Consider the following 18,903-nt stretch of genomic DNA (forward strand, 5'->3'; position numbering starts at 1 on the left):
TTTTAAGGGGCCTTCCCCGTATTTACCCGAATGAGTGCAATTCCCCAGACCGCAGAGGCCCAGGAGCAGGAGAAAAAGGGCACGTTCCTCACGTTTCCCGACTCCCCGTTCGAGCTGTTCCAGCCCTATCCGCCGGCCGGCGACCAGCCCCAGGCGATCGACAAGCTGGTCGAAGGCGTGCAGGACGGCGAGGTCTACCAGACCCTCCTGGGGGTGACGGGCTCGGGCAAGACCTTCACCATGGCCAACGTGATCGCGCGGCTCGGGCGGCCGGCGATCGTCTTCGCCCCCAACAAGACGCTGGCCGCACAGCTCTATAGCGAGTTCCGCGAGTTCTTCCCGAAGAACGCCGTGGAGTACTTCGTGAGCTACTACGACTACTACCAGCCCGAAGCCTACGTGCCGCAGCGCGACCTGTTCATCGAGAAGGACAGCTCGATCAACGAGCACATCGAGCAGATGCGCCTGTCGGCCACCAAGAGCGTGCTGGAGCGGCGCGACACGGTGATCGTGGCCACGGTGAGCGCCATCTACGGCATCGGCGCCCCCGAGGACTACACGCAGATGCGCTTCATCATGCGGGTGGGCGACAAGATCGGCCAGCGCGACGTGATCTCGCAGCTGATCCGCATGCAGTACAACCGCAACGAGCAGGATTTCGCCCGCGGGACCTTCCGGGTGCGGGGCGACACGATCGACATCTTCCCGGCCGAACACTCGGAACTGGCGATCCGCATCGAGCTGTTCGACGACGAGATCGAGACGCTGCAGCTGTTCGACCCGCTCACCGGCCGCATCCGCCAGAAGGTTCCGCGCTTCACGGTCTACCCTTCCAGCCACTACGTGACGCCGCGCGAGAAGGTGGTGTCGGCGGTGGAATCGATCAAGCTGGAACTGGACGAGCGCCTGAAGTACTTCGTCTCCGAGGGCAAGCTGGTGGAAGCCCAGCGGCTGGAGCAGCGCACCCGCTTCGACCTCGAGATGCTCGCCGAGCTCGGGCACTGCAAGGGCATCGAGAACTACACGCGCCATCTCTCCGGTGCGCCTCCGGGAGCGCCGCCGTCCACGCTGACGGACTACCTGCCCAAGGACGCCCTGATGTTCCTGGACGAGAGCCACCAGATGATCGGCCAGCTCAACGGGATGTACGCGGGCGACCGGGCGCGCAAGGAGACCCTGGTGGCCTACGGCTTCCGGCTGCCCTCGGCGATGGACAACCGGCCGCTGAAGTTCGCCGAGTTCGAGACCCGCATGCGCCAGGTGGTCTTCGTGTCGGCGACGCCCGCGGACTACGAGAAGACGCATGCCGGCCAGGTGGTGGAGCAGCTGGTGCGCCCGACCGGCCTGATCGACCCGGAAGTCGAAGTGCGGCCGGCGACCCACCAGGTCGACGACGTGCTGCAGGAAATCCGCATCCGCGTCGAGAAGAACGAGCGCGTGCTGATCACCACGCTGACCAAGCGCATGGCCGAACAGCTGACGGACTACCTCAGCGACAACGGCGTAAAGGTGCGCTACCTGCACAGCGACATCGACACGGTGGAGCGGGTGGAGATCCTGCGCGACCTGCGGCTGGGCCAGTTCGACGTGCTGGTGGGCATCAACCTGCTGCGCGAGGGCCTGGACATCCCGGAGGTGTCGCTGGTGGCGATCCTCGATGCCGACAAGGAAGGCTTCCTGCGCGCCGAGCGCTCGCTGATCCAGACGATCGGCCGCGCCGCCCGCAACCTGAACGGCAAGGCGATCCTCTACGCCGACAACATGACCGACTCGATGAAGCGGGCGATCGACGAGACGGAGCGCCGACGCGCCAAGCAGATCGCTCACAACGAGGCGCATGGCATCACGCCGCGCAGCATCCAGAAGCAGATCCGCGACCTGATCGACGGCGTCTACAGCGAGAAGGCCAGCAAGGAGCAGGAAAAGCAGGAGCTGCAGCGGGCCATGGTGGAGGACATGTCCGAGAAGGACATCTCCAAGCGCATCAAGCAGCTGGAAAAGCAGATGCTCGAGCACGCGCGCAACCTCGAGTTCGAGAAGGCGGCGCGCCTGCGCGACCAGCTGGCCGTGCTCAAGGAGCAGGCCTTCGGGGCGGTGGTGCACGACAACGTGGTGCCGATCCGGAGCTAGGATTCACCCTTCGTCCGCGCGCGACAATCCCGGCATGCGCCAGACATTCCACGTTCTCTTCGTCTGCATGGGCAACATCTGCCGCAGCCCGACGGCCGAAGGCGTGTTCCGCCACCTCGTGCGTGACGCCGGGCTGCAGGACCGCATCCGCACCGACTCGGCCGGCACGCACGATTACCACGTCGGGGCGCCGCCGGACGAGCGCAGCTGCCACCACGCCTCCATGCGCGGCTACGACTTGGCGGACCTGCGGGCGCGGCAGGTCCAGCCCCTGGATTTCGAGCGCTTCGACCTGATCTGCGCCATGGACTGGGACAACCTGGCGCTGCTGGAGGAAGACTGCCCGCCGCAGCACCGCCACAAGCTCAAGCGCCTGATGGAGTTCGCGCCGGAGGGCATTGGCGACGTGGTGCCGGATCCCTACTACGGCGGAGATCGCGGCTTCGAAACCGTGCTCGACCATGTCGAGTCCGCCTGCGTAGGACTGCTCCAACACATCCGCGGCAAGCTCAATCTGCGAAACGTTTGATGCAGCGCAAAAAGACCGGATTACCCGAGCTCGCCGACGGGTTTTCTGGTATACTTGACGGAAACAGTCAGGAACCCAGGATATTCAGAAAACAGCCGGCGCACGGATGCCGGCCGAGGGCCGGCATGCACTACAAAGCCGGAACGATGGGTGGAGACGGCCTTGCCAGCGGGCGCTGAGCGAGGTACGGCAAGCAAGCCAGCAGGAAGGAGCTAGCGATGCGTCTCACTACCAAAGGCCGCTTTGCGGTCACCGCAATGATCGATCTGGCGCTGCGCCAGAACAACGGTCCCGTCACCCTGGCGGCGATCAGCCAGCGGCAGCAGATCTCGCTGTCCTATCTCGAGCAACTGTTCGGCAAGCTGCGCCGGCATGAGCTGGTGGAATCCACCCGCGGGCCGGGTGGCGGCTACACGCTCGGCCGCAAGGCGTCCGAGATCACCGTCGCGGACATCATCGTCTCGGTGGACGAGCCGATCGACGCCACCCAGTGCGGCGGCAAGGAAAACTGCCACGGCGATGGCGGCCGCTGCATGACGCACGAGCTGTGGTCGGCGCTGAACCAGCGCATGGTGGAATTCCTCGATTCGGTCACGCTGCAGAAGCTGGTCGACGACCAGCTCGCCAAGGGCATGCAGATCGAGGACAAGCCGGCGACCAAGCGCGCGATTTCCAGCGCCCCGGTGGTCAAGCCGATCCGCGTGAACGCGCCCAACTCGGTGTTCGCGCTCGGCAATTCCTTCGCCAAGCAATAAGAACGGCACGAACGGATCCAGACGAACATGGACATGACTCCGCATTTCCCGATCTACATGGACTACGGCGCCACGACGCCGGTCGATCCCCGGGTGGTCGACGCCATGATCCCCTGGTTGCGCGAGCACTTCGGCAACCCCGCTTCGCGCAGCCATGCGTGGGGCTGGGAGGCTGAGGAGGCCGTGGAGAAGGCGCGCCAGCAGGTGGCCGACCTGATCGGGGCGGATCCGCGCGAGATCGTCTGGACGTCGGGTGCAACCGAGTCCAACAACCTGGCGCTCAAGGGCGCCGCGAACTTCTACAAGACGCGCGGCAAGCACCTGATCACCGTGAAGACCGAGCACAAGGCCGTGCTCGACACGATGCGCGAACTGGAACGCCAGGGCTTCGAGGTCACCTACCTCGAGGTGCAGGAAGACGGCATGCTGGACCTGGAGAAGTTCAGGGCCGCGATCCGTCCGGACACGATCCTCGCCTCGGTGATGTTCGTGAACAACGAGATCGGCGTGATCCAGGATATCCCCACCCTGGGCGCCATCTGCCGGGAAAAGGGCGTGCTGTTCCACGTCGACGCGGCGCAGGCCACCGGCAAGACGGAGATCGACCTGGCCAGGCTGCCCGTCGACCTCATGAGCCTGGCTTCGCACAAGACCTACGGGCCCAAGGGCATAGGCGCCCTGTACGTGCGCCGCAAGCCGCGGGTGCGCCTGGAAGCGCAGATGCACGGTGGCGGCCACGAGCGCGGCATGCGTTCCGGCACGCTGCCCACGCACCAGATCGTGGGTATGGGTGAGGCCTTCCGCATCGCAAGGCAGGACATGCACAAGGACCTGGAGCACGTGCGCCGGCTGCAGAAGCGCCTGCTCGACGGCCTGAGCGACGTGGAGCAGGTCTTCATCAACGGCAACCTGGAGCACCGGGTGCCGCACAACCTGAACATGAGCTTCAACTTCGTCGAAGGCGAATCGCTCATCATGGGCATCAAGGGCCTCGCGGTGTCTTCGGGCTCCGCCTGCACCTCCGCCTCGCTGGAGCCGAGCTACGTGCTGCGCGCCCTGGGCCGCAGCGACGAGCTGGCGCACAGCAGCCTGCGCATGACCATCGGCCGTTTCACGACCGAAGAGGAAATCGATTACGCGGTGACGACGATCCGGCAGAACGTCGCCAAGCTGCGCGAGCTGAGCCCGCTGTGGGAGATGTACCAGGACGGCATCGACATCAGCACCATCCAGTGGACAGCTCATTGAACGTTCAGCGTTGAGCGTTCGGCGTCCGGCGTGGACGGTGAACCCACGCTCAACGCCCGACGCTCAACGCCCAACCAGGAGTAGAACATGGCCTATTCAGAAAAAGTCGTCGAACATTACGAGAACCCCCGCAACGTCGGCTCCTTCGCCAAGGGCGACGAGGACGTCGGTACCGGCATGGTGGGCGCGCCCGCCTGCGGCGACGTGATGAAGCTGCAGATCAAGGTCAACCCGGCGACGGGCGTGATCGAGGACGCGCGCTTCAAGACCTACGGCTGCGGCTCGGCGATCGCCTCCAGCTCGCTCGTGACCGAATGGGTCAAGGGCAAGACGCTGGACGAGGCCGCGTCGATCAAGAACGCGCAGATCGCCGAGGAACTGGCCCTGCCGCCGGTGAAGATCCACTGCTCGATCCTCGCCGAAGACGCGATCAAGGCCGCCGTCCAGGACTACAAGAAGAAGCACGCAAATTGAACATGGCCGTCACGCTCACTGAAGCCGCGGCACGGCACGTCACTCGTTACCTTGCCAAGCGCGGCAGGGGCGTGGGCGTCCGCCTCGGCGTCAAGACCACCGGTTGCTCGGGGCTGGCGTACAAGCTCGAGTACGTCGATGAGGTGGCGCCGGAAGACATCGTCTTCGAGAACCACGGCGTGAAGCTGCTGGTGGACCCGAAGAGCCTGGCGTACATCGACGGCACCCAGCTCGATTTCGTGCGCGAGGGCCTCAACGAGGGCTTCCGGTTCAACAACCCCAACGAGCGCGATCGCTGCGGCTGCGGGGAATCCTTCCGGGTATGACGCCCCCCCGCAGCGCCTGCGGCGCCGGCCCCGCCAGGGGGCGCCACCAGCGGCCCGGCGACGCCCGGCCCCGCGGTGGCCCGGGAATGAGCCGCCGGACAGGCGGCCTTTTTTTGCCATGATGGACCTGAGCTACAGCGACTTCGAACTCTTCGGCCTGCCGCAGCGCTTCACCCAGGAGCGCGCGGAGATCGACGCGCGCTGGAAGGAACTGCAGCGCGAAGCCCATCCCGACCGGTTCGCCGCCCAGGGCGGCGCGGCCCAGCGCGTGGCGCTGCAGTGGTCCGTGCGCATCAACGAGGCCTACCAGCGGCTCAAGGATCCGCTGCGGCGCGCCGCCTACCTGTGCGAGCTGCTGGGCGCGCCCATCGACGCCCACAGCAACACCGCCATGCCCGGCGCCTTCCTGATGGAGCAGATGGACTGGCGCGAGGCCCTGGACGAGGCGGACAGCGAAGACGAGCTCGACGCCTTGTCCGAGCGCGTGCTGACGCGCCGGCGCGAGATGCTGGCCCGCATCGGGCAGCTGCTGGATGCCGAGAACGACCCCAAGGCTGCCGCGCAGCAGGTCAGAGCCCTCATGTTCATCGAGCGCTTTGCCGAGGACGTCGAGGGCCGGCTCGCGCAACTGGGACAATAGCGGGTTCACCGCACAAGCCATGTCCCTGCTGCAGATTTCCGAACCCGGCGCCTCGCCCGATCCCCACCAGCGCCGCATCGCGGTCGGCATCGACCTCGGCACCACCCACTCGCTGGTCGCCTCGGTGCGCAACGGCGTCGCCGAATGCCTGCCCGACGGCCAGGGCCGCGTGCTGCTGCCGTCCGTGGTGCGCTACCTCGGCGAGGGCCGCCGCCAGATCGGCTGGGAGGCCGTCGCCGCGCAAGCCGAGGATCCCGAGAACACGATCGCTTCCGTCAAGCGCTTCATGGGGCGCGGGCTGGGCGACATCGCCAACCGCGAGAAGCTGCCGTACCGCTTCCTCGACGAGCCGGGCATGGTCAAGCTGCAGACGCGCGAAGGCGCGAAGTCGCCGGTGGAAGTCAGCGCCGAGATCCTGGCCACGCTGCGTTACCGCGCCGAGGACACCTTCAGCGACGACCTGTACGGCGCCGTGATCACCGTGCCGGCCTACTTCGACGACGCCCAGCGCCAGGCCACCAAGGACGCGGCGCAGCTCGCCGGCGTCCACGTGCTGCGCCTCATCAACGAGCCCACCGCCGCTGCCATCGCCTACGGGCTGGACAACGGCAGCGAGGGTCTCTACGCGGTGTACGACCTGGGCGGCGGCACCTTCGACATCTCCATCCTGCGCCTGTCGCGCGGGGTGTTCGAGGTCGTGTCCACCGGCGGCGATTCCGCCCTGGGCGGCGACGACTACGACCGCGCGCTGGCGGACTGGCTGCAGCAGCAGTCGGGGCTCGTCGCGGAAAGCTCCGCGGAGAAGGCGACGATCAAGATGCTGGCGCGCCGGGTGAAGGAGCAGCTGTCCGACGAAGAGGCGGTGGAGGTTCCGCTGGCGCTCGGCGGCCGTGCGGCCAGCGTGCGCGTCACCCGCGCCGACTTCGAGGCCGTCACGAGGGAGTTGACGGCGCGCACCCTCACCGCCGTGCGCAAGGCCGTGCGCGACGCGAAGCTCCAGCGCGACGAGGTGAAGGGCGTCGTGATGGTGGGTGGCTCCACGCGCATGCCGCAGGTCCGCCGCGCCGTGGCCGAACTGTTCGGGCGCGAACCGCTGATCAATCTCGACCCGGACGAAGTGGTGGCGCTGGGCGCCGCCATCCAGGCCAACCAGCTCGCCGGCAACAACCCGCAGGGCGACCTGCTGCTGCTGGACGTGATCCCGCTGTCGCTGGGCATCGAGACCATGGGCGGGCTGGTGGAGCGCATCGTACCGCGCAACGAGACCATCCCGACCGCCAAGGCGCAGGACTTCACGACCTTCAAGGACGGCCAGACGGCGATGGCGATCCACGTCGTGCAGGGCGAGCGCGACCTCGTGGCCGACTGCCGCAGCCTGGCGCGCTTCGAGCTGCGCGGCATCCCGCCGATGGCGGCGGGCGCGGCACGCATCCGCGTCACCTTCACCATCGACGCCGACGGCCTGCTCGACGTGTCCGCCCGCGAGCAGACCAGCGGCGTCGAGGCGCGCATCGAGGTCAAGCCCTCGTACGGCCTGTCGGACGACGAGATCGCCCGCATGCTGCGCGAGAGCTTCACGACCGCCGAGGCCGACATGAAGGCGCGGGCGCTGACCGAAGCGCGCGTCGACGCCGAGCGCATGCTGCTGGCCACGCAGAGCGCGCTCGACGCCGACGGCCAGCTGCTGGAGGCGCAGGAGCGCAAGGCCATCGAGGAACTCATGGCCTCGCTGCGCGCGACCGCCGAGGCGAGCAACGATGCCGCCACGGTGGAAGCCGCGGTGCAGGCGCTGGCCAAGGGCACCGAGGCCTTCGCTGCGCAGCGCATGAACGAGGGCATCCGCAAGGCCCTGTCCGGACGCAACGTGGAATCCATCTGAGGCGGACCAGCGACACCATCTATGCCCACCATCAAGATCCTGCCCCATCCCGAGTACTGTCCCGAGGGCGCCGAAGTGAAGGCGCCGGCCGGCACCTCGATCTGCGAGGCGCTCCTGGACAACGGGATCGAGATCGAGCATGCCTGCGACATGAGCTGCGCCTGCACCACCTGCCATTGCATCGTGCGCGAAGGCTTCGCCTCGCTCAACGAGATGGACGAGAACGAGGAAGACATGCTGGACCGGGCCTGGGGCCTGGAAGCCAACTCGCGCCTGTCGTGCCAGGCGATCCTGGCGCAGAAGGACGTGGTGGTGGAGATCCCGAAGTACTCGATCAACCACGCCAAGGAAAAGCACTGAGCTGCCTTCCTCCCTCTCCCCCTGGGAGAGGGGGCGGGGTGAGGGCACGCCCCGGAAGCGCTGGGGTTCGCGGCCTTCGGCGCTCACCACGAGCCTACAAGGCGCGGCGGTCACGTAGGCTGGCGGTGGAGCGCAGCGAAACCCCAGCGCTGCGCGAAGCGCCCAGCCCCTAGCTACGCCCCGCCGCCGTCTGCCCCGCAATCCACCCGCCCGCCACCGCGCTCAGCAGCCCGTTCCCCGACAGATACCCCCACACCGCATTCCCGCTGACCCCGCGCGCCGCGCCGCCGGCGGCCAGCAGGTTCGGGAACAGCGATCCATCCGCACGCCGCACCCGGCACTGCGCGTCGATGTCCAGCCCGCCCTGCGTATGGAACAGGGCACCCGTCACGCGCACGGCATGGAAGGGCGGCCCGAAGCGCGCGATCTCCGCCGGCAGTGCCGCGGCCTCGCAGCCGATGATGCGCGCCAGCGTCGCAGTATCGGCAGCCGTGCGCAGCGCACCGGCGGCCTCGGCGGCGACGAAATCGGGGAACTCGCGTGCCAGCGCCAACTGCGCTTCCCCGAACACGTTCCACGCGATCCCGCCGGGCTGCGCCAGCACGTCCACCGCCGCCTCCGAGTAGCCCTGCGTCTCGTCGTGGAAGCGCTGGCCGCGCGCATTGAGCTGCACGCCGCCTTCCATCATCACCGCCCAGGTCATGAGCGCGCCCTGCGGCACGACCCAGGAACCATGGCCCTGGTAGCCGCCCAGGTCCGCCAGGGCCGCCCCCAGCTGCCGGCCCCAGAGGATCGCGCTGCCGTCGTTGCCCGTGTGGCCGGCGAAGATCGCCTCGCCCATCTCCGGCAGCAGCTCGCGCCGCAACGGCTCGTTGCCGCCGAAGCCGTTGCAGGCGAGCAGGAGCACGTCGCAGGCGATGCGCTCCACGGCGCCGCCGGGCCGGTGCACGCCGATGCCGAGGATGCGGTCCCGCGGCCCGACCCAGAGCTCGGTGGCGTGCGCAGAGGTCAGGAGATCGACGCCGGCGCGGCCCGCCGCGTCCAGCAGTGCCGCCACCAGCGCCGCGCCGGTGCGCTGCGCCAGGGTGTGCATGCGGTGCACGCCGTGCCCCGGATAGAGGAAGTTCGTGAGCACCTCGAAGCGCAGCCCGTGTGCCGCGAGCGCATCGAGCGCCGGCGCCGCCGCTTGCGTGTACGCCTGCACCAGGTGGGCGGCCGCCGTGCCGCGCGACTTGTGCAGGATGTCCTGCGCGAAGCTTTCCGCGTCGTCGGCGATCCCCAGCGCGCGCTGCACCTGCGTGCCGGCCGCGGGGATGAAGCCCGAAGACAGCGCCGTCGACCCGCTGGCCACGGCATCGCGCTCCAGCACCACGCAATCCACACCGGCCGCGCGCAGCGCGATCGCGGCGGTCAGGCCGCAGGCGCCTGCGCCGACGATCGCCACCGGCACCCGCACCGGCGCATCGATCGCCTGGGCGCGCACGACCCGCGGACCGGCGTCCACCGCGCTCAATCCGTGGGCCGGAACAGGTACTTGCCGCGCGGCGCGCCGATCACGCCGCGCTCGCTGGCGTAGATCTGCTCGCCGCGCAGCCAGGTCGCTTCGACGCGTGCCGACAGCTCGAGGCCCTCGAAGGGCGTGTAGCCCTGCGTCGACGGCGAATCGGCGGCGTGGATGGTCCACGTCCGGGCGGGGTCGACCAGCGCCAGGTCGGCGTCGTAGCCCTCGGCGATGTCGCCCTTGCGGTTCAGGCCGAAGCGCTGCGCCGGGGCCCAGCTCGTGACGCGCGCCATGTGGTTGTAGCCCATGCCGCGGCGCGTGCCTTCGCTCACCAGCGCCGGCAGCAGGTATTCGGTGCCGCCGAAGCCGCTCTTGGCCATCCAGATGTTGCCGAAGTAGTGCCTGGGGATCTTGCTTTCGTGGCGGCAGCAGGCGTGGTCGGACACGACCCAGTCCAGTTCGCCGGCGAGCAGCGCATCCCAGAGGAACTCGACGTCCTCGCGCGGTCGGATCGGCGGGTTCACCTTCGCCAGTTCTGCTGCCGGGGAGTCGATATCGAGCATCAGGTGGCCGATCGTCACCTCGCGGCGGAAGTCGATGTGCGGGAACACCTCGGCCATCATCAGCGCCGCCTGCACCGCCTTGCGCGAGCTCAGGTGCAGCAGGTTGACGGTCGGCAGCGCCGTCTCGTGCGCGAGGTAGCTGGCGATGAACACGGCCAGCCCCTCCGAGTGTTGCGGCCGCGCGGCGCTGTAGGCCGCCAAGCCCTTGAGCGAGGCGTCCCTTTCCACCAGCCGGGTGTAGGCCGTCATGATCTCCGCCGTCTCGCAATGCAGCGACAGCGAGATCTGGTGCGCCCGCGCGGGGAATCGTTCCCGCGCCGCCTGCACGCCGCGCATGATGAACTCGAAGTGCGCGTAGTCGTAGCGCTGGTCCTCGCCGATCATCAGGAACTGCCGCTGCGAGTCGCTGGCGCCATGCAGGCCGTGCGAGCCGTAGAACATGAAGATCTTGAAGCTGGCGACGCCGAACTTCTCCACCAGCATCGGGATCTCCGCGATGTGGGTGCTGTCCATCGGCGCCAGGTGGTAGCCGTAGTCCACGTGGAAGCGATTCTCCGAGGTCGCCAGCACCTCGGGGAAGAAGTCCGCGTACGGGCCGCCCTTGTTCAGGTAGTACTGGCCGGTGCGGAAGTAGTTGAGGCTCGAGGTCACGCCCCCCATGGCGGCCGCCTTCGACTCGCTCACCGCGTCTTCCGCCAGCGGCGAGTAGATGCCGCTGTGCATGTGCGCATCGACGACGCCGGGGAAGGCGAGCAGCCCGCGGCCGTCCAGCACCTCCCGCGCCTGCAGGGGATCGATGCCGGGTGCGACGCGCGCGAACTTGCCGTCGCGCACCGCGATATCGGATGCATGCACCACGTTGCCGTGCGGGCGCACCACGCGCACGTTGCGGATCAGAAGGTCGTATTGCGGGCCGGTCATGCGGAAGTCCTCCTCTCGAGTGAGCGGGAGCGCATGGTCCTCACGGGATCACGCTCCCAGGTACGCCTGGCGCAGGCGGTCGGTCGCGAGCAGTTCGGCGCTGCTGCCGGAAAACTGGATCGCGCCATTTTCCAGCACGTAGGCGCGCTGGGCGATCTCCAGCGTCTGCGCCACGTTCTGTTCCACCAGCAGGATCGCGAGCCCCTGCGCATGCAGTCGCGCGACGAGGCCGAACAGCTCCTCGACCAGCAGGGGCGACAGCCCGAGCGAAGGCTCGTCGAGAATGAGCAGGCGCGGCTCGCCCATGAGCCCGCGGCCGATCGCAAGCATCTGCTGCTCGCCGCCACTCATGGTGCCGGCGACCTGCGCCGTGCGCTCCTTCAGGCGCGGAAAGATCTCGAACACCCGCTGCAGGTTGCTCGCCCGATGCGCCCGCGCCCGCGCGAACGACCCCAGCTCCAGGTTCTCCAGCACCGACAGGTTGGGGAAGATGCGGCGCCCCTCGGGCACGTGGATCAGCCCTTGCGCGACGACATCGCGGTAGTGCGCCCGCGTGATGTCGTGGCCGGCGAAGCGGATGCTGCCGCCGCGCGCGGCCAGCAGGGCGCTCACCGTCTGGTTGAAGGTCGTCTTGCCGGCACCGTTGCTTCCGAGCAGGGCGACGATCTCGCCGGGCGCGACATCGACGTCGATGCCGCGCAGCACTTCCACCGCGCCGTAGCCGCTGCGCAGTCCGCGGACGGAGAGCAGGGCCTCGCTCATGCGGCGAGCCTGCGCGCTGTGCCGTGACCGAGATACGCCTCGATCACCTGCGGATCGCGCGTGACCTCGCCGGGCGTGCCGGAGGCGATGAGGCGGCCCTGGGCCAGCACCCAGACGTGCTGCGCGAGGTGCATCACCGCCTGCATCACGTGCTCGATCATCAGCACCGTCACGCCGCCGGCGGCGATGTCGCGGAGCACCGGCACCATCTCGCCGACTTCCTGCGGGTTCAGGCCCGCCAGCACTTCGTCCAGCAGCAGCAGCCGCGGCCGCGTGGCGAGGGCGCGCGCCAGCTCCAGCCGCTTGCGGCCGGCGACGGTGAGCTCGCCGGCGGGCTGGTCCAGCTGCGGCGCCAGGCCGACCCGGCGGGCGACCGCATCGGCTTGCGCCAGCGCCTCGCGCCGCGCGGCGCAATGCAGGTGCGCGCCGACGGCGATGTTCTCGCGCACCGTCTGGGCGGCGAAGGGCTGCACGATCTGGAAGGTGCGTGTCATGCCCCGCCGGGCGTTCAGGTGCGGCGGCACGCCGGCGATGTCGGCGCCGTCGAAGGCGATCGCGCCGGCATCCGGCCGCAGGAAGCCGGAGACGAGCGCGAAGAGGGTGGTCTTGCCCGCGCCATTGGGGCCGATCAGCGCGCCCAGGGTGCCTGCCGGCAGTTCGAAGGAGACATCCCGCACGGCGGCCAGCCCGCCGAAGGATTTCGACACGCCACGCACGCTCAGCAGGGCACTAGCCATGGGGCTGCTCCCGCGGCGCAGGGGCGGGCGCCGCACCGGCCCACAGGCTGCGCACCGAGCGGCCCAGCCCCAGCAGCCCGCGCGGCGCGAACATCACGATCAGGATCAGGACCGCGCCGTAGACGATCATGTTGATCCCGGGCAGCGCGCCGAACAGGTTGCGGGTGAGGTCGGCCAGCAGGTGCAGCACGATGGCACCCACCACCGGGCCCCACAAGGTGCCCAGCCCGCCGACGATCGCCGCCACCAGCGCCTCCACCGAGGTGTGCGGCCCGTAGGCGATGCCGGGGTCGATGTACTGGAAGACCTGCACGTAGAAGGCGCCGGCGGCGCCCATCAGCGCACCCGACAAGCTGATGGCGCCCAGCTTCACGCGGAAGGGATCGACGCCGATGGCGCGGGCCGCGTCCTCGTTGTCGCGCAAGGCCTGCAGCCAGGCGCCGAAGCGCGAATGCCGCAGCCAGGTGGTGAGGAGCAGGCCCGCGAGCACCAGGGCCAGCGCGAGCACGACGTAGCCGCGTCGGTCGGCGAACTGCATGTTCGCGGCGGCTTGCCTGAGCGGCACCATGAGGCCCACGCCGGCACCGGTGAAGGGCACGGAAAGGGCGAGGATGCGGAACACCTCGGCGAAGGCCAGCGTGACCAGCGCGAAGTACGAGCCCTTGAGCCCGTAGCGGAAGGACAGGGCGCCGACGAACAGTCCGACGCCCGCCGCCGCCGCTGCGGCGAGCGGCAGTGCGAGCCACGGATTGAGCCCTGCCTGAACCTGGGCGATCGCCTGCGCGTAGGCGCCGGTGCCGAAGAACAGTGCATGGCCGAAGGAGAACTGGCCCCCGTAGCCGCCCAGCAGGTTCCACGCGATGGCCATCAGCGCGCCGTACAGCGCCATCATGGCCAGGTTCAGCACGACGCCGGAGCGCGCACCGAAGGCGAGCAGCAGCACCGCCACGGCGAACACCGCGATCTGCAGCAGGTCGCGCCGTGCGCTCATGCCTTCGCCCCGAACAGCCCCTGCGGCCGGAACAGCAGCACGCCGATGAACAGCAGGAAAATACCGATCTGTCCCAGCGACTCGCCGAACCAGAGGCCGCCCAGCGATTCGACCACGCCCACCAGCAGGCCACCCGCAAGCGCGCCGGCGAAGCTGCCCATGCCGCCCAGCACCACGATCGTGAAGGCCACCAGCACGAAGCCGTTGCCCACCTGCGGGTTGACGTAGTAGGCCGGCAGCAGGAAGCAGGCCGCCGCGCCGAGGCACGCGAGGCCGATGCCGAAGCTCATGGCATAGACGTGGTCGACGTCGATGCCCACCAGCCGCGCGCCGTGCTTTTCCCTCGCCACCGCGCGGATCGCGCGCCCGAGGTCGGTGCGTCGCACGATCCACAGCAGCAGGGCGGAGACCACCAGCGCACCGAAGAACGCCACCACCTTGGGAACGGCGATGGCCGCCGGCCCGATGGCGACCGTCGCCAGCGTGTACGGCGTCTCGATGGTGCGTGTGTCCGACTTGAAGGCGAGCAGGGCGACGTTCTCCAGCACGATGGCCAGCCCCAGCGTGACCAGCAGGATGTTCTCGTCCCGGCCGTGGCTTGCGCGGTTGACGATGCCGCGCTGGATCGCATAGCCCGCAAGGAACATCACCGCCGCCATGGGGACGAGCGCCAGGTAGGGGTCGATGCCGAGGGCCTGCTTGAGGAAGTAGACGCCATACAGCGCCATCATCAGCGCCGCGCCGTGCGCGAAGTTGATGATGTGCAGCACCCCGTAGATCAGCGTGAGCCCCAGCGCCACGAGCGCGTACACCGCGCCCGTGGTGAGGCCGTTGAGGAAGGCCGGGAACAGGATGGCGAAGTCGAACACGCCGCCTCCGCGCGCGCCGCTTCAGGCCGCCTTCAGCGGGAACACCGGCTCGGCCTGGCGGTACTCGCGCGGCACGATCACCTTGATGTCGTTGGCCAGTACCTGCGTCATGAGCGGCTGTGCGCCCGTGTTCTGGCCGTTCACGAACTTCGTCGGGCCATAAGGCAGGAAGTGGTCGGAGAAGGTGCTGGTTTCCAGCGCGTTGACGATGGCAGCGCGGTCGGTGGACTTCGCTCGCTCCAGCGCGTCCGCGAGCAGGCGCATGGCCGTGTAGGTGAGGAACACCTCGTAGCTGTAGAACAGGTTCTTGGCCTCGGTGCGCTTCTTCAGTTCGAAGCTGCGCTTGTCCTTGGGATTGAACCAGTGGTTGCAGTCGATGATGCCGTTGGCCGCCTGCGGGAATTCCTTGACGAACTTGTAGCTCGAGGCGGCGCCGCCCAGCACCGAGTAGATGGCCTTGGGCCGGACGTTCTGCTGCTGCATGGTGCGCACCAGCAGCGCGTATTCGTTGTAGTAGTTGGCCGGGATGACGATGTCGGGGTTGACGGCCTTCATCCGCAGCACGATGTTGCTGAAGTCGCGGGTCGGGTTCGCGTGCTTGATCACTTCCTTCACTTCGTAGCCGAAGCCGGGCAACTCGCGCGCCAGCAGGTTCGCCGTGCCGGTGCCGAAGAGGGACTCCTCGTGGATGATCATCACCGTCCGGGCGGGCTTGCCGGCGGCGGTATTGAGCACGTGCAGGTTGGCCAGCGCGATGTCCGCGCACTTCTTGTAGCCGGGAGCGAAGCGGAAGGTGTTCTTCAGGCCCCGTTCGACGATCTGGTCGGCCACGCCGACGTCCACCACGTGCGGCAGGCCGTAGCGGGCGGCGGCCTGCGTGGTCGCGAGGCAGATCGCCGAGGCATAGGCGCCGACGACGGCGCTCACGCCGGCCTCGTTCATCTTCTCGATCTCCGCCGTGCCGGCCGCGGGCGTGGACTGCGCGTCGCCCAGCAGCGGCTCGATCTTCGCGCCGCCCAGGGACTTGATGCCGCCGGCGCGGTTGATGTCGTCGATCGCCATCAATGCGCCTTCGCGGCACTGCTGGCCGGAGTAGGCCAGCGCCCCCGTCACGGGATGGAGCACGCCGATGCGCACGGAGCGTGCCTGCGCGCCGCCGACCAGCGGGAAGGCGAGGGCGGAGGCCGCGGCGCCCGCTTGCGCGACGAAGCGGCGGCGGCCGGGGGATGCTGCAGACATGTCGTTCTCCTCGTTGTTGAACACCGTCATCGGTTCGCAGCCTGGCACTGCGGCGGGTACTTCTCTCGTTCGCGCGCACGCGAGCAATTGCGTCATTCCCGCGCAGGCGAGCACTTGCGTCATTCCCGCGCAGGCGGGAATCCATGCTTCCTTACCTCAGGACACCGAATACCCGCCATCGACCGGTATCGCGGCCCCTGTCACGAAATCGCTGGCGGCGCTGGCCAGGAACACCGCGATGCCGGCCAGGTCCTGCGGCGTGCCCCAGCGCCCGGCCGGGGTGCGCGCCAGCACGCGTTCGTTCAGGCCGGCAACCTGCGCCCGCGCGCCGACCGTCAGCTCGGTGTCTATCCATCCCGGCAGCACCGCATTCACCTGGATGCGGTCCTTCGCCCACGCGATCGCCAGCGACTTGGTGAACTGCACGATGCCCCCCTTGCTGGCGCAATACGCCGGCGCATAGGGCGCCCCGAAGATCGAGAGGATGGACGCGATGTTGATGATCTTGCCGGCGCCGGCCTGCACCATCAGCGGGTGCGCGGCGCGCGCGCACAGGAAGACGCTGGTCAGGTTGACGTCCATCACGCCGTTCCATTCGTCGAGCGTGAAGTCCTGGGGCGCCTTGCGCACCGTGGCGCCGGCGTTGTTCACGAGGATGTCCAGCCGCCCGTGGCGCTCGCGGACCTGCGCGAACAGGCGCTGCACCGCCGCTTCGTCCGTGACGTCGCACGGCAGCGACTCGGCGCGCACGCCGGCCGACTGCAGTTCGCGCAACGCCGCCGCGGATTTCTCCTCGTTCCGGCCCGCGATGATGATCGTGGCGCCGGCTTCGCCCAGCCCCCGCGCCATTCCGAGCCCGATGCCGCCGTTGCCGCCGGTGACGAGGGCGATCCTGTCGGTCAGGTTGAAGGTGTCGGCCATGCGCTCAAGCATAATTCCGACACCATGCGCCAGATCGTCCTCGATACCGAAACCACGGGTTTGTCCGCAGAAGCCGGCGACCGCATCATCGAGATCGGCTGCGTCGAGCTGTTCGCCCGCAAGCTGACGGGCAACAACAAGCACTGGTACCTGAACCCCGAGCGCGACTCGCATGAGGACGCCCTGAAGGTCCACGGCATCAGCAACGAATTCCTGCGGGACAAGCCCAAGTTCGCCGCCATCGTCGACGAACTGATGGAATACGTGGCGGACGCCGAGATCATCATCCACAACGCCGCCTTCGACATCGGCTTCCTGAACAAGGAGCTGGAACTGCTCGGGCGGCCGTCCTTCACCGGCCGCGTGGCGCGGGTGATCGACAGCCTGGCGATGGCCAAGGAGCTGTTCCCCGGCAAGCGCAACAGCCTCGATGCGCTGTGCGACCGGCTGGAGGTGGACAACTCCGGCCGCACGCTGCACGGCGCGCTGCTGGATGCGGAACTGCTGGCCGACGTCTACATCAACATGACGCGCGGCCAGGACGCCCTCCTGATCGACGAGGCCGATGCCGGCGTGCCGGGCGCGATCGTCACGCGGGTGGACCTGCGCCAGTTCACGCTGCCGGTGCTGACCGCCAGCGAGCAGGAGGCCGCGGCGCACGAAGAAGTCCTGAAGCAGTTGGACAAGGCCAGCGGCGGCAAGACAGTGTGGCGTCAGCTAGCCATCTCACCTGTGGCATAATGGCGGTCTTGCCGCAATGGCAACCGGGTGATTAGCTCAGCGGTAGAGCACTGCCTTCACACGGCAGGGGTCACATGTTCGATCCATGTATCACCCACCAGATTCGTTTTAGAATCAGTGACTTAGGCGCACGCTTGCGGCGTTTTTCTAACTCGATCACGGCAGTGATCTACGGAGAAACGAGTGCGCAATATCACTGGTCAGAAAGGCCGCGGGTTCGACCTCGCCGCCGCCCTCGAAACGGTCGCGGAACAACCGTCCGTTAACCTCACCCTCGCCGAACTCGTGTCCGCGTACAGCGCCGCGCGCTGCGACGGCGCCGACACGCGCCTGCGCAAATGGGTCGCCGCCTTCGGCACCATCTCTGCGTGGGAACTCACCCCCGACAAGCTGCAGGTGGCGGCGCAGGCCATGCGCGAGCACGGCTACACACCATCCGCCGTCAACCGGGACCTCTCCGCCCTCGGCAGCGCCTATCGCTGGGCTCGGGAGAAGCGCTTCGCGCCGCGGGGCTTCAGAAGCCCCACGCTGGACGTTCCGCGCTACGAAGAGGCGATCCGAAGGGTGGAGGTGCCCAGCGAGCGAATCGAGCGCCTGCGGGCGATTTCGCTGGCGTATCCCGATCGCCGCTTCGGGGTGTTCGTGTCGCTGCTCATTGACACGGGCGCGCGCAAGTCGGAACTGCTGGACCGCTACGGCCGGGAATTCAATGTCGACCGCTGCGAGGTGCTCGCACCCACCACCAAGACCGACAAGCCGCGCGTGCTGTTCTTCACCAGCGCCACGGCGGACCTGATGCGCCGTGTCATGCCGAACATGCGCGCCGAAGCCCTCGTGTTCGAGGGCAGGGTGCCAGGGCAGCCGATCTCATTCCGCAAGGCGTGGGCGACGTGCACCGTGGCCGCAGGACTGCCCGACCTGCACATGCACGACGTGCGCCACGTCGCAGCCGCTTCGCTGTTGCGTGCGGGCGTTACCCTGCCAGTTGCCGCACAAGTGCTAGGCCACGATCCTGCGGTCCTGGCGCGCCGCTATGGGCACCTGGAGACCACTGCACTGCGGCGGGCGCAGGAGCAGGCGTGGAACGGCAGAGCCTGACACGCACCTACAGTCGCGGCTGAACCGAAGGTGAGACGAGCACGGATGCGAAATCCAGCCCTCCAAAGTTGCCTCGCCTGAAGCAAGGGTCAATGATTCGCAAGCGAACGCCGCTCCCAATTCAGTAGCAAAGAAACGGCCCCTAGTGGGCCGTTGCGCATTTTCGGCTCAAGGTTCATGGGAATGACAGTAGAGCCTGACGCGGCTAAACCCGACTTG

General features: G+C 68.2%; 19 protein-coding genes and 1 tRNA gene. 12 read left to right on the plus strand and 8 right to left on the minus strand.

All coding sequences use genetic code 11. The features are described 5' to 3' along the window. Positions 1–30: 30 nt before the first annotated feature. From uvrB to fdx, 9 genes are all read left to right on the plus strand, one after another. Positions 31–2,130, plus strand: coding sequence for an excinuclease ABC subunit UvrB (uvrB, locus tag JI746_RS22590; RefSeq protein ID WP_201692547.1), 2,100 nt, complete (start codon positions 31–33; stop codon positions 2,128–2,130). 34 nt (positions 2,131–2,164) lie between these two features. Continuing rightward, entirely contained in the window at positions 2,165–2,659 is a 495-nt protein-coding gene (locus JI746_RS22595) for a low molecular weight protein-tyrosine-phosphatase (protein ID WP_201692548.1), read from the plus strand. Positions 2,660–2,877: 218 nt separating this feature from the next. Beyond that, the gene (gene iscR / locus JI746_RS22600) at positions 2,878–3,414 is read left to right on the plus strand and encodes a Fe-S cluster assembly transcriptional regulator IscR (protein WP_201692549.1); all 537 of its coding nucleotides are present in this window, start codon (positions 2,878–2,880) and stop codon (positions 3,412–3,414) included. A gap of 27 nt (positions 3,415–3,441) precedes the next feature. Further along, positions 3,442–4,662 (plus strand): IscS subfamily cysteine desulfurase, encoded by a 1,221-nt coding sequence (locus tag JI746_RS22605; RefSeq protein ID WP_201692550.1) that lies wholly within the window; start codon positions 3,442–3,444, stop codon positions 4,660–4,662. A gap of 87 nt (positions 4,663–4,749) precedes the next feature. Further along, positions 4,750–5,136 carry a Fe-S cluster assembly scaffold IscU gene (iscU, locus tag JI746_RS22610; protein ID WP_201692551.1) on the plus strand — a complete coding sequence of 129 codons (387 nt, stop codon included), beginning with the start codon at positions 4,750–4,752 and terminating at the stop codon, positions 5,134–5,136. 2 nt (positions 5,137–5,138) lie between these two features. Continuing rightward, a complete protein-coding gene (gene iscA, locus JI746_RS22615; protein ID WP_201692552.1) occupies positions 5,139–5,462 on the plus strand; it encodes an iron-sulfur cluster assembly protein IscA in 324 nt (107 codons plus the stop codon). Between the two features lie 121 nt (positions 5,463–5,583). Next, positions 5,584–6,102, plus strand: a complete 519-nt coding sequence (hscB, locus tag JI746_RS22620) for a Fe-S protein assembly co-chaperone HscB (protein WP_201692631.1) — start codon at positions 5,584–5,586, stop codon at positions 6,100–6,102. A gap of 19 nt (positions 6,103–6,121) precedes the next feature. Beyond that, complete coding sequence (gene hscA / locus JI746_RS22625; protein WP_201692553.1) at positions 6,122–7,981, plus strand: Fe-S protein assembly chaperone HscA; 1,860 nt, start codon at positions 6,122–6,124, stop codon at positions 7,979–7,981. Positions 7,982–8,002: 21 nt separating this feature from the next. After that, a complete protein-coding gene (gene fdx / locus JI746_RS22630) occupies positions 8,003–8,341 on the plus strand; it encodes an ISC system 2Fe-2S type ferredoxin (protein WP_201692554.1) in 339 nt (112 codons plus the stop codon). Between the two features lie 169 nt (positions 8,342–8,510). Here fdx and JI746_RS22635 read toward each other — a convergent pair whose 3' ends face one another. The 8 genes from JI746_RS22635 to JI746_RS22670 form a co-directional block, all read right to left on the minus strand. Beyond that, positions 8,511–9,845, minus strand: a complete 1,335-nt coding sequence (locus tag JI746_RS22635) for an FAD-dependent oxidoreductase (protein ID WP_330893058.1) — start codon at positions 9,843–9,845, stop codon at positions 8,511–8,513. A 5-nt stretch (positions 9,846–9,850) separates the two neighbouring features. Then, positions 9,851–11,326, minus strand: coding sequence for a dihydroorotase (locus JI746_RS22640; RefSeq protein ID WP_201692555.1), 1,476 nt, complete (start codon positions 11,324–11,326; stop codon positions 9,851–9,853). A gap of 48 nt (positions 11,327–11,374) precedes the next feature. Then, positions 11,375–12,088 carry an ABC transporter ATP-binding protein gene (locus tag JI746_RS22645; protein WP_201692556.1) on the minus strand — a complete coding sequence of 238 codons (714 nt, stop codon included), beginning with the start codon at positions 12,086–12,088 and terminating at the stop codon, positions 11,375–11,377. Beyond that, a complete protein-coding gene (locus JI746_RS22650; protein WP_201692557.1) occupies positions 12,085–12,825 on the minus strand; it encodes an ABC transporter ATP-binding protein in 741 nt (246 codons plus the stop codon). Before JI746_RS22650 ends, JI746_RS22645 begins: the two co-directional genes overlap by 4 nt. Next, positions 12,818–13,816 carry a branched-chain amino acid ABC transporter permease gene (locus tag JI746_RS22655; protein WP_201692558.1) on the minus strand — a complete coding sequence of 333 codons (999 nt, stop codon included), beginning with the start codon at positions 13,814–13,816 and terminating at the stop codon, positions 12,818–12,820. The genes JI746_RS22650 and JI746_RS22655 overlap by 8 nt, the downstream gene beginning before the upstream one ends. Next, positions 13,813–14,685, minus strand: coding sequence for a branched-chain amino acid ABC transporter permease (locus JI746_RS22660; RefSeq protein ID WP_201692559.1), 873 nt, complete (start codon positions 14,683–14,685; stop codon positions 13,813–13,815). Before JI746_RS22660 ends, JI746_RS22655 begins: the two co-directional genes overlap by 4 nt. A gap of 21 nt (positions 14,686–14,706) precedes the next feature. After that, positions 14,707–15,924: an ABC transporter substrate-binding protein gene (locus JI746_RS22665; RefSeq protein ID WP_201692560.1), complete on the minus strand. Its 1,218-nt coding sequence runs from the start codon at positions 15,922–15,924 to the stop codon at positions 14,707–14,709. Between the two features lie 156 nt (positions 15,925–16,080). Next, positions 16,081–16,845 (minus strand): SDR family NAD(P)-dependent oxidoreductase, encoded by a 765-nt coding sequence (locus JI746_RS22670; RefSeq protein ID WP_201692561.1) that lies wholly within the window; start codon positions 16,843–16,845, stop codon positions 16,081–16,083. A gap of 24 nt (positions 16,846–16,869) precedes the next feature. Between JI746_RS22670 and dnaQ the strand changes: the two genes are divergently transcribed. From dnaQ to JI746_RS22685, 3 genes are all read left to right on the plus strand, one after another. Then, a complete protein-coding gene (dnaQ, locus tag JI746_RS22675) occupies positions 16,870–17,586 on the plus strand; it encodes a DNA polymerase III subunit epsilon (protein WP_201692562.1) in 717 nt (238 codons plus the stop codon). 25 nt (positions 17,587–17,611) lie between these two features. Continuing rightward, positions 17,612–17,686 (plus strand) — tRNA-Val (locus JI746_RS22680). Between the two features lie 83 nt (positions 17,687–17,769). Next, positions 17,770–18,684: a tyrosine-type recombinase/integrase gene (locus tag JI746_RS22685; protein ID WP_201692563.1), complete on the plus strand. Its 915-nt coding sequence runs from the start codon at positions 17,770–17,772 to the stop codon at positions 18,682–18,684. Positions 18,685–18,903 lie beyond the last annotated feature (219 nt).

Source organism: Ramlibacter alkalitolerans, from assembly GCF_016722765.1.
GTDB classification, from domain to species: Bacteria; Pseudomonadota; Gammaproteobacteria; order Burkholderiales; family Burkholderiaceae_C; genus Ramlibacter; species Ramlibacter alkalitolerans.